The organism is Peribacillus sp. QJM3NY_7 (assembly GCF_056173225.1).
The window spans coordinates 2,646,215-2,658,100 of record NZ_CM149663.1; the positions used below are offsets into that span (position 1 = coordinate 2,646,215).

The window sequence follows — 11,886 nt, forward strand, 5'->3', positions numbered from 1 at the left end:
ATTATTAATGTAAAAAGGAATAAATAGAGCTAGGGAAAATAAGAATGGTCTTTTAGTGGGAATTAAGATCCATTGAAAAAAAGAGTAGAATAATTAAAGGGAGGTGCATGCCTGTGAATAATGGACATTGTGATTTTTCACCAATGAAACAAACGTTAAAAGAGGAGATACGCCAAGTAATATCGGCATTACAGGATAACTTAGAAGCAATGGGTGATGAAAATTATTGTCTTCTTGGAAATTTCGAGAAAATAAAGGATAAATTCATCTACATTGATATGAAAGCAGCAACATTTTATCTAAACTGTTACTTGTCACCATTTACGGACAAATATCCCGAATTATCAACTTGCGTTCAAAATTTATCGAATTTGAGACATGGCGGGTTGATTGTGATTCAACGGGGAGATCCCCTTGATTCATTGATTCAACCCGGTATTACTATAGGAGCGGAGTTAACCCATTCTTTATTGGAATCGATTTTTTTTCCTGGAAATCCACTGCATGATGGTGCCGTTTTGGTTAGTCAAAATCAGATTGTTTCCGCAGCAAATGTCCTTCCACTTTCAGACATGTCAACCGGGGGAAAGAAACTGGGAACACGCCACCGCTCTGCTTTGGGTTTATCTGAACGGAGTGATGCCCTTGTATTGGTAGTATCAGAGGAAACAGGAAGAGTTTCATTTGCAATGAATGGGAAACTGTACCCAATTAATACACACGGGCCTATATAGAATTATTAAGACATAAGTCACAGGGTAATTATCATGTTCCAGGTAATTCACCCCTGGAATATTCAATCGCGTAAATAAGTAATCGCTGGATCCTTTTTAGGCTTTTGTAATTTTGCTTATTTTATCAGAATTACAGGTACAGAAAATTTCATGAATTAATCAACCCGGTGATTTTTACCGGGTTTTTGGTTGCTTTTTATATAAAAAAAGGCATATGATAAATAAGGAGTCTCAAGCAGATAAGTTATAAAACGAAAGAGGATTTTACATGATAACCATTAAAAGTGAACGAGAAATAAATTTGATGCATGAAGCGGGCAAACTTCTTGCTGCGACGCATAGAGAAATTGCAAAAATGATAAAACCGGGTATCACGACTTGGGAAATCGAGGAATTTGTCGATCAATATTTGGCAGCGCATGGTGCTACACCTGAACAAAAGGGCTATAACGGCTATAAATATGCAACATGTGCCTCAGTGAATGATGTGATTTGTCACGGGTTTCCGCAAAAGAAAGCCCTAAAAGAGGGAGACATCGTCACGATCGATATGGTGGTGAACCTTAACGGAGGTTTGGCGGACTCAGCTTGGACATATGCAGTCGGAGAAGTTTCCGAAGAAGCTCGGCGCTTAATGGATGTAACCAAGAATGCTTTATATAGAGGCATTGAAGTTGCACGGGCAGGAAATCGTCTCGGGGACATTGGGCATGCAATCCAGTCTTATGCAGAAGGTGAAAAGTTTTCTGTTGTCCGCGATTTTACAGGACACGGAATCGGCAAAACCATGCACGAGGACCCTACCGTCCTACATTATGGTAAGCCAGGTAAAGGTGCCCGTTTAAAAGAGGGCATGGTCATCACGATTGAGCCTATGCTGAATGCAGGAACATGGCATATGAAAATGGACCAAGACGGCTGGACGGCGAGAACGGCAGATGGAAAGCTTTCCGCCCAATATGAACATACCCTCGTCATTACAAAAGAAGATCCGATCATTTTAACGGAACAGTAAGCAAAAAAAGAAACGGCCTATGATAAGGCCGTTTCTTTTTTTGCTTTAAACTATTTCACAATAAACCTCGACAGAATATTCGGAATTCTCCTATCCCACAATAGATCGAATCCAAAAAATTAGTACTAGGCAGTTTGGCATTAAAAACTTTACTATTATGTGGCAGCACAGGATAATAAGGGGAAGGAAGAAATATTTAATTATATACAGTATTAAGGGGGGAATGACTGTGAAGAAAGGGGAGAAACTGTCTGCGACGGTAGAAACCGTGGGGTTGAGCCAGCGCGAATTTTTAACGATTTTCTTACTTCACTCTTTGAGGATAAAAGCGAATTATCCAAGGGCGATTCATCAGGACCTGAAAAATACGTTCACTGGAAAAGTGCATAGCTATGACTATTTATGTAAAATATCGAATACGCTAGTCGAATCCAATCATTTATCATTATATACGAATAAGGGAAGAAATTATTATCAAATAACGGAAAAAGGCAAAGAGCTTTACATATGGTATCAAGAAAATTTCCTGGAACGGTTTTCCGAAGTGAAAAAGGTCATTGATCGCTTCATGTTCGATTTAAGGGGATCTGGTGAAAACCCACCGGTTGTAAATGAGCTTCCAGAAGAATACAGGTCTTATTTCTCGAAAATAATATCGGTGAAGGACCTTGTCCGTTATGTAACTTTAAAAGCCGCTTTCACTAAGAAACCCATTTATATGGGGGAAATTGGCGATCTGCTTAAAAATCAGTTCGGCTGGATCGCTTCAAATGGCTATTTATACGATTTATCTCATGAAATGGAAGAGAACGGCCTACTTGTCGGCAGGTGGGAAAGTGAAAAACGAACTAAACGGTATTTACGAATAACCGATGAAGGACAGCATCATTACAAACAGATTGCGGATTCTGCGGCCTTTCAAGTCCAGGAAATTCAAAAATACATGGCCAGTGTCGTTATGTTCTTAAAAGAAAAGAGTTAAATGATTAGACCAAAATGGAGCCCCTTAATTTGCAAGTAGAATGAAGTTACATGCTTAAATTGAATCGTTCAAGGGTAAATGTTACTTAAGACACTTCTTAAAAAGGGGGAATGAGTGATGGCGGAAAAACAAGATGAAATGGGAAGCATATTCAGTTTCATTAAAGGCCAGGTAGATAAGCTCCCAATTTCACAATCGAAAAAGACCAAAATGCTCGACCAGCTCTTAAAGCTTAAAACGATGACTGTTGATGCAAGGGAACCGCGAATTGCTCTTGTCGGTAGAAGAGGGTCTGGAAAATCCTCACTGATCAATGCGATGTTTGGTCAGGAACGGCAATATGTCAGTTCCGTTAAATCTGGAACGGGTAAGGGGAAATGGTTATGGTACCCGAGTGATGCCGAACCCAAAATTCGTTTGCTGGACTCACGCGGTCTGGGTGAGAGTGAAGCTCCTACGGAAGAGTTCGAGGAAGATACACCATTGGATGAATTGATAAAAGCGGTGACTGAAGAACAGCCTGATGTGTTTCTTTTCTTGATTAAAGCGAAAGAAGCGGATTCACGTATTGAAGAAGATTTACAAGAATTGAATAAGCTGCGCAAGATCGTTAAAGAGAATCACCATTATGATGTTCCTGTCATCTGTGTGGTCACACAAGTGGATGAATTAGATCCGCCACATTATAAACAAGTACCTTTTGATGCCAATCCTAAGAAAAAAAAGAATATTGATGAAGCCATCGCTTTGATGTCAAAACGATTTAAAGATAGTGAAATACCACTTTTGAACATTATCCCTACTTGTTCGTATATTGATTTTGATGAAAGCGGAAATATTGAATATGATATGCGTTGGAACATAGATTTGCTTTCTGATTACTTAATTGAGGCCTTACCCAGTGAAGCGAAGCTGAAAACTGCCAAAGCGATGCAGAGCCAATTCGTTAAGAAGAAATTCGCGCGGACGATAGTGGGAACGTTTACGGCAATCGCAGGTCTAATCGGTGCAGAGCCAATACCTTTTGCCGATTTTCCCATTTTGACCGGCATTCAGGGTTTGATGATTGTGGTGATTGGTTTTATCGCGGATAAAGAAATCAATACGAAAACGGCAAGTGAATTCATTGCAGCGTTAGGAATCAATGTTGGCATCGGACTCCTTGTCAGGGAAGGTGTCAGGGCTGCAGTCCGTTTCATCCCAGGAGCTGGTCTAGTCGTTTCCGGAGCGGTAGCGGGTGCCGTCACTTATGGAATCGGGCAAGCCGCGATAGCTTACTTTCTAGAAAACAAGAATATTGATCAGGCGAAGGAGGCATACAAGAACGCGAACAAAGAATATAAAAATGAAGACATTGACTCTTAATATGCAGATTCGAACCATAAACTACACTAAGGTGATATGATAAAGTGGAGTTAGCAGTTCTGTATCTGCTGCTGGATGGTTCAAGATTTTTGTTTACTAGAGGAGGGATGATCTTCATGTCGTTTTTTCAATCACAGAAGCAAAAAGACTATTTACAAAAATTAGAGGATGCGATTCAGTTGTTTTCCGGCCGATCTGAGGCACTTGATGATTCAAAGGGGTTTCCTTATGAAAACATTCAGGAGTTAAAGGAATTCGGATACCCCCAATTAACATTAGCTAAAGAGTATGGGGGATATGGCGGTTCCTTATATGATTTTCTCCTATGCCAAGAAAAAATAGCTCAATATTGCGGCCCAACAGCCTTAGGAATAGGCTGGCATGTCGGAACGGTACTTTCCTTATCAGAGAAGAGACCTTGGGAAAAAGGAGTCATGAAAGAATTGTATGATGAAGTGTCGAAAGGTGCACTAATCAATACGGCAGCATCTGAGGCTGGAACGGGGAGTCCGACGCGCGGAGGCCGACCGGAAACCATCGCGATCAAAAAGGGTAATCAATGGAATTTGAATGGCAGAAAGACTTTTACTACACTCTCTCCTGTCCTTGATATTTTTCTCGTAACGGCATGGGTTCCCGAGGATGAGCGACTTGGCACATTTTTAGTTCATCGTGATGTAAAGGGGGTAAGTATAGAAGAAACTTGGGATATGATTTCCATGCAGGGGACAGGAAGTCATGATCTGGTGTTAAATGATGTCAGCCTGCCTGAAAAGTATTATGTCATGAAAAGCAATCCTGGTGAAAAAAGAAAACCTGAAGCGTGGCTATTACATATACCGGCTTGCTACTTGGGAATCGCAGTGGCTGCCAGAAATTACGCAGTCGAATTTGCGAAAACCTATTCTCCAAATAGCTTGCCAGGACCAATCAGGGATCTTCCGAATGTTCAACGTACAATCGGGGAGATGGAACTGGAATTGGGTGAAGCACACCATTTCCTCTACTCTGTCGCAGAAAAATGGGTGCGGCAGCCTGAAGATCATGATGAATTATCGAAGCAATTGGGGGCAGTTAAGTTATCGGTCGTCAACAAATCGATCTCCATCGTCGATAAAGCGATGAGAGTCGTCGGAGCCAAAAGTTTACAAAGAAACAATCCCCTGCAACGCTACTATAGGGATGTACGCGCAGGACTCCATAATCCTCCGATGGATGATGCAACAATCACCACGCTCGCAAAATCAGCTCTTTATTAATTCTTATTCAAATATTTTTTGATGGCACTGAAATGATCGTTTCAGTGTTTTTTCCTGTTCTTTTTCTAACATTAATTTGTGTTTTTGTTTTAAGGGCATGATTAGGTGTAGTCATTTTTCCATACACATGTAAGACTTCTAGAGTGTGGGGAAAACTAGAACAAAATTTATTTTTTCTGGAATTCGGGAGAAAATAGGATTAGAAAGTCCCTGAATCGGCGCTTGGCTTTTTTGTGTTTTATGGCAAGTGCAATAAACCGATTGAAGGTAGTGTAGAGAAAAGAACCGTTGAAGTGGAATTTAATCAGACATGTACCATAACATTAAAAAAAGAACGTGCGAATTGTAGCACGATTTCTTTTAGAGTAACATATACTTTACCCGGGTATGGTTTACCATTGTTTCCATACATCCTGTGGAAAACTCTTATAATGCGTTTATTGATAGTAAACCAGGAAACCTTGTCATCAGGTTAGTCCGATAGAGTTTGAGGTTGATAAAAATTTGAGGAGGATTTAAGTTTTATGATAAAGTCAATAGCGATCCATTTGCTATAGAGGTCAAATAAAAAGGAAATGGGGAATTTATATGAACTTAGTTGGGGTTAGCAAACATCTATTAATTTGCAACGGGAAAACATGCACGAAAAATGGAGCAGAAGAAGTAACAGAGACGATTAGGGGGGAATTGAAAAACTTAGAACTACAAAAGGAGATTCACACAACAAAAACATTATGCAACGGCCAATGCAAGCATGGTCCGATCGCTATTCTATATCCACAAGGAACCTGGTATAAAGAAATGGATAAAACAAAAAGTAAAGAGCTTATTCATAAATTGGAAGGAACTGACAATGTTCATCTAGGTTCTGAACTTTATTATCATGATGGGAAAACATTCAAGAACCAGAAGAGTGAATGAACTGTAACATCTCACTTCTATATAAAAAGGGTTTCTGCATATAACGCTTTTCTGGAAGAAAAAATGGCGATATTCAGTGGACTGATTATTTTTACCCATCAGTCGATAATTTAATCAATAAAGTTTACATCTCCCCATTAATCCTAATTGAAAATTGTTCTCTTAGAAAATTCAACAGTTTTACCAATATGAAAAAAATACCCGTTCTTTAAGAACGGGTATTTTTTATATAACATTACCTCAAATTCTTTCCTGGTTGGCGGAAGAGGTAACTTTTATTTACCTCATAATAATTTAACTAGCTTATCATTATCTATCTTGATATGATTGATATGCCTGTCTAAATCTTCGAAAAATATCGAAAGTTCGGTGTGAAAATGAATCTTATGACCAAAGATTTACTGATTAACTTTTTACTTATCCTTTTTCCGATCTTTTTATTGCAAATGAGCTATCTAGTGAAGTACGTATACCGTTTAGATGCATTAAAAGGATCCTTCCTATCGATTTTCCCTATTCTTTCACTTGTTCTATGCATGCTATTTCCCGTTGTTATAGAAGAGGATTTTGTTTGGGACCTTAGATGGATCCCTTTTCTGTTAGGCGGTTTATATGGAGGCTATCGGTTAGGAATCATATTGATAGTCATCACTCTTGTTATCCGCTATTTATCAGGGGGTGATAATGGATTTTATATATCATGCATCACTTTTCCACTAGTGGGTGTTTCCTTGTTTTTTATATCTAAATACTATTTGAAACTCTCTGTCAGTAAAAAAATTCTCATCGGTATATCATTAATCTTCATTGTACATATTCTCACGCAGTTTATTTCAACAGTAGTATTTGAACTTACTATCGGCATAAGTCTATGGAAACAATACTTCACGATCCAAGTCATTGGAATTGTTGTTGTAATCTTACTATGGGAGGTCATCCTCACTAATTTTCAGGTTCTCGAAAAATTAGTGAAAGCGGAAAAATTGCAAATCGTTAGTCATCTTGCTGCAAGCATATCTCATGAAGTCAGAAATCCCCTTACAGTTACCAGGGGATATATACAAATGTTAAGCGAAGACGTTACTTCCCATACAAAGGTCAGATATGTAAATATTGCACTGAAGGAATTGGATCGGGCCACGGATGTCATTAATGACTATTTGACATTTGCTTCCATAAGCCCTGAAAACACGGAGCGATTAAGGGTATCAGAGGAAATTCAGCATGTCGTGAACAGCATAAAACCCCTCGCTAACAATAATGGAACAGAATTGAAGTTATCACTAATCGAAGATGGAGCTTATTCTATCATGGGGGAAAGGAAGAAATTCCAGCAGTGCTTGTTCAATATCCTAAAGAATGGCATAGAATCGATGGACCATGCTGGCGAAATATACATAGATTTAATTCGTGCTGCCTCCACCATCCAAATTAAAATCCAAGATCAGGGAATTGGAATGACACAGGAACAGATATACCGTTTAGGTGAGCCTTACTTCACGACAAAAAATAAAGGGACGGGGTTGGGTATGATGGTTTCATATAGCGTTATCAAAAGCATGGATGGTACGGTACATGTGTCAAGTGTACAAGGGAAAGGGACATGTTTCTCCATTAACCTGCCCATACATAAATACGAGCCTAATTGAGTTTAGTGTAAATTGACAGTTTTAAAACTCATAGATTACAATTTAAGTAAACTACCAATATTATGAAATGATTCAATGACGCATTTGATACCTAAGGGAGATGATTGCATGAAATCGCTTACAGATGGACAAATCATTTGGGAACCGACAAAGGAACAAATCGAGCAAACGGTATTGACTCAATATGTGAAATGGTTAAAAGAAAAGAAAGGTTTAACATTTCATGACTATCATGAATTATGGAAATGGTCGGTAGATGAACTGGAGCAATTTTGGGCTTCAATTTGGGATTATTGTGATGTAAAAGCCGGCAGGACATATGACAGGGTTTTAGCGGAGCAATCTATGCCAGGTGCGAATTGGTTCGAGGGGGCAAGGCTTAATTATGCTGAAAATGCATTATTGAATGATCAAGAAGAGAAAACGGCGATTTTTTTTCGCTCCGAACATATCAGGCAGCAAGAGGTTAGCTGGAAAGAGCTGAAAGAAAAAGTGGCATCTGTCGCCCATTCATTAAGGAAACTTGGTGTGAAATCCGGTGACCGCGTTGTTGCCTTTATGCCAAACATACCTGAAGCGGTCATAGCCTTCTTGGCAACAGTGAGCATAGGTGCCATCTGGTCCAGTTGTTCACCTGACTTTGGGGCAAGAAGCGTCATAGATCGTTTCAAACAGATTGAACCAGTTGTATTACTGGCGGTTGATGGATATCAGTACAATGGAAATGTATATGATAAAACATCGGTCGTCTCCCAGCTTAAACAGGAATTGGTCACTGTCAAGCATACCGTGCTGGTTCCTTACATAGAAAAAAAGATTTTTGAAGTGAATCTGGCAGATACAGTTCCTTGGGATGACCTATTAAAAGAAAAGGCAGAATTATCTTTTGAAAGTGTTCCTTTCGATCATCCGCTTTGGATTCTCTATTCATCAGGTACAACCGGGATGCCAAAACCGATTGTACAAGGACATGGCGGTATATTATTGGAGCATTTCAAATCAACAAGAATCCATCAAGGCATGACTTCCGAGGATACCGTATTCTGGTTTACGACGACAGGCTGGATGATGTGGAATCTCCTTATGGGTGGTTTGCTTAATGAAGGGACCATCGTCCTTTATGACGGCAGTCCTTCTTTTCCGAATATGGATGTTCTTTGGAAATTGGCGGAAGATACAGGCATGACTTTCTTTGGAACAAGTGCACCATTCCTTACGAATTCCATGAAGTTAGGAAACAAGCCCCTGGGGAAATATGATTTATCGAAATTGAGGGCTCTTTTTTCAACTGGAGCTCCATTATCTGGAGACGGTTATAAATGGGTGTATGAAAATGTCAAGAAGGATATCTGGCTCAGTTCATCCAGTGGCGGGACCGATGTATGTGCCGGATTTGTGGGCGGTGTTCCAACATTGCCCGTGAGAATCGGAGAGATACAAGGAAGGGCATTGGGTGTTTGTGCGGAAGCCTTTGATGAGCATGGTCAAACATTGATTAATGAAGTAGGTGAATTGGTCATTACCAAACCGATGCCGTCCATGCCGCTTTATTTCTGGAATGATCAAGATGGGAAAAGATACTACGAGAGTTATTTCGATACGTATCCTGGCATATGGAAACATGGTGATTGGATAAAGATCGACGACAAGGGCAGCTGTATCATTTATGGACGTTCCGACTCGACCATCAATCGTTCTGGTGTACGGATGGGAACTAGCGATATCTACCGGGTCGTCGAAGCGATAGACGAGGTAATGGAAAGCCTAGTCATTGATAGGGAAGTGCTTGGCCGCGGTTCCTCACTGCTGTTGTTCGTAGTCCTTAAGCCCGGGGAAAGTCTGGATGCAGCATTGACGGCAAAAATCAAGGAACAAATCAGAGGGCATGTATCCCCTCGCTTTATCCCTGACCAAATCCATGTCGTTGAACAAATTCCTAAAACGTTGAACGGAAAGAAAATGGAAGTCCCGATACGTAAAGTATTATTAGGTTTCGAGTTTGATAAAGTAGTGAATGCAGACTCCATGGGAAATCCAGAATCGCTACAGTTTTTTAAAGAATTGGCACTCGAGTTGAATGAGAAAAAAATATTCTAGAATTCAGGCGGAGCAAAAAGCTTCATCTCAAACTGTAGACAATCTCGATGAATATCGAGTTGAACTGCCCCGTAAATGTTAGACACCAAACTAACATTTACGGGGTGTTTTTTATGGCTAATTTTTCTGCCGAACAGAAAATATTCATTACACGACTTTACCTTGAAGGTGAGCACAGCTATATGGATCTTCAAAAAATATTTGAAGTTTCGTATCAAATGATTCAAGGATGGGTTCGTTTATACCAAATTCAAGGAGCCGATGGATTTAAGAAATCCTATACAAGTTATTCTACGGAGTTTAAAATGGATGTACTTAATTATATGAATGAAACGGGTATATCTTCTTACGACGCAGCCGCAAGGTTTAATATTTCATCTCCAGCGCTAATTCGGACGTGGAGAATAAATGTTAATGCCTATGGATTAGATGCCCTAATTTCTAAGAAAAAGGGGAGACCATCCATGAAAAAAGATATCATTCCATCCAAACAAATTGAAGGTTCGGTTAAAGAGCTTGAAGAACGAATTAAACAACTAGAAATGGAGAATGCGTATTTAAAAAAGTTAAATACTTTAGTTCAAATGCAGGAAAAATTACAACCCAAATCAAAGCGCAAGTAATTTATGAACTAAAGTCCATTTATGAGGTTGTGGCCTTAATTAAAGTCGCTGATATTCCACGTAGCACGTACTATTATTGGGAAAAACGCTTGAATCGAGAAGATAAGTATTCGAAGGTAAAAGCCACTATTCAGTCTATCTATCATGAACATAAAGGACGTTACGGTTATCGTCGTATCACAAAAGAGTTAAAAAAATATGGGTTTTCTCACAATCCAAAGACCATCAACCGACTCATGAATGAAATGGGCGTAAAATGTTTAGTCCGTATGAAAAAGTATCGTTCGTATAAGGGGCGTGTTGGTCGAATTGCCCCCCATATTTTACAACGTGATTTTCAAGCCGAGAAAATGAATCAAAAATGGGTAACAGACGTAACGGAATTTCATTTATTTGGGGAGAAACGTTACCTATCCCCTATCCTTGATTTATGTAATGGTGAAATTATTGCCTACAAAGTGATGAAACGCCCTGTTTATAAACTTGTTGGAGATATGTTAGATGAGGCGATTAAACACCTAAAACCAGAAGATACGGTCATCCTCCATTCGGATCAAGGGTGGCATTATCAAATGAAGAAGTATCAAAAAACCTTAAAAGATTCCCGTATTATACAAAGCATGTCCCGTAAGGGAATTTGTTTAGATAACGCAGTCATTGAAAACTTTTTTGGCTTGTTAAAGTCTGAATTGCTTTATCTCCAAGAGTTTGAAAGTATGGAGCACTTTGAAAAGGAATTAGATGATTATATACATTACTATAACCACAAACGAATGAAGGTAAAATTAAAAGACCTGAGTCCGATAGAATACCGAACTCAGGTCTTAGAAGCTGCTTAAATTATATGTCTAACTTTATTGGGTCAGATCAAGTTTATCTACAGTTTTTTTAGTGTTTTGTGTAATTTATACGTTGATTTCCACTCAAGGCACTCGCTTTCCGCGGGCGGTCCGGGAGCCTCCTCGGCGCCATTGCGCCTGTGGGGTCTCCCCTGGACTCGCTTTTCCCGCAGGAGTCTCGTACCTTCCGTTCCCAATCAACTTTGTTTTAATTTTTAAATAGACCCCTTTTGTCTACAAACTGAGGAGGAGCAAAGAGCTCCGTCTTTTTAAATTTCTCTTGATTGAACTTAGAGATGATTCTCCAACGAGCAACTTCTCCATTTCTGGATACTGGTCTTTGATTTTAGAAGGTTATGCCATATGCCATCCATGACTCTCATACGTATAGTGCACCTTTTC

General features: G+C 39.5%; 9 protein-coding genes. All 9 read left to right on the forward strand.

Annotated elements, in window-relative coordinates:
* The first annotated feature begins 113 nt into the window (after window positions 1-113).
* Window positions 114-734 (forward strand): sporulation-specific diadenylate cyclase CdaS, encoded by a 621-nt coding sequence (cdaS, locus tag AC0VX1_RS12685; RefSeq protein WP_413021190.1) that lies wholly within the window; start codon window positions 114-116, stop codon window positions 732-734.
* A gap of 268 nt (window positions 735-1,002) precedes the next feature.
* Window positions 1,003-1,749 (forward strand): type I methionyl aminopeptidase, encoded by a 747-nt coding sequence (map, locus tag AC0VX1_RS12690; RefSeq protein WP_475471551.1) that lies wholly within the window; start codon window positions 1,003-1,005, stop codon window positions 1,747-1,749.
* Between the two features lie 229 nt (window positions 1,750-1,978).
* A complete protein-coding gene (locus tag AC0VX1_RS12695; protein ID WP_052137416.1) occupies window positions 1,979-2,731 on the forward strand; it encodes a PadR family transcriptional regulator in 753 nt (250 codons plus the stop codon).
* A 117-nt stretch (window positions 2,732-2,848) separates the two neighbouring features.
* Complete coding sequence (locus AC0VX1_RS12700) at window positions 2,849-4,096, forward strand: GTPase family protein (protein ID WP_034311978.1); 1,248 nt, start codon at window positions 2,849-2,851, stop codon at window positions 4,094-4,096.
* Between the two features lie 116 nt (window positions 4,097-4,212).
* Window positions 4,213-5,355 carry an acyl-CoA dehydrogenase family protein gene (locus AC0VX1_RS12705; protein WP_475471553.1) on the forward strand — a complete coding sequence of 381 codons (1,143 nt, stop codon included), beginning with the start codon at window positions 4,213-4,215 and terminating at the stop codon, window positions 5,353-5,355.
* A gap of 588 nt (window positions 5,356-5,943) precedes the next feature.
* Window positions 5,944-6,276, forward strand: coding sequence for a (2Fe-2S) ferredoxin domain-containing protein (locus AC0VX1_RS12710; protein ID WP_413021198.1), 333 nt, complete (start codon window positions 5,944-5,946; stop codon window positions 6,274-6,276).
* 377 nt (window positions 6,277-6,653) lie between these two features.
* On the forward strand, window positions 6,654-7,925 hold the full coding sequence (locus AC0VX1_RS12715) for an ATP-binding protein (RefSeq protein WP_475471768.1): 1,272 nt from the start codon (window positions 6,654-6,656) through the stop codon (window positions 7,923-7,925).
* Between the two features lie 108 nt (window positions 7,926-8,033).
* A complete protein-coding gene (locus AC0VX1_RS12720) occupies window positions 8,034-10,022 on the forward strand; it encodes an acetoacetate--CoA ligase (RefSeq protein ID WP_413021202.1) in 1,989 nt (662 codons plus the stop codon).
* A gap of 113 nt (window positions 10,023-10,135) precedes the next feature.
* A protein-coding gene (locus tag AC0VX1_RS12725; protein ID WP_475471556.1) for an IS3 family transposase occupies window positions 10,136-11,484 on the forward strand; the annotation gives its coding sequence in 2 pieces (ribosomal slippage) (window positions 10,136-10,595 and window positions 10,595-11,484; 1,350 coding nt in all).
* The last annotated feature ends 402 nt before the right edge of the window (window positions 11,485-11,886 follow it).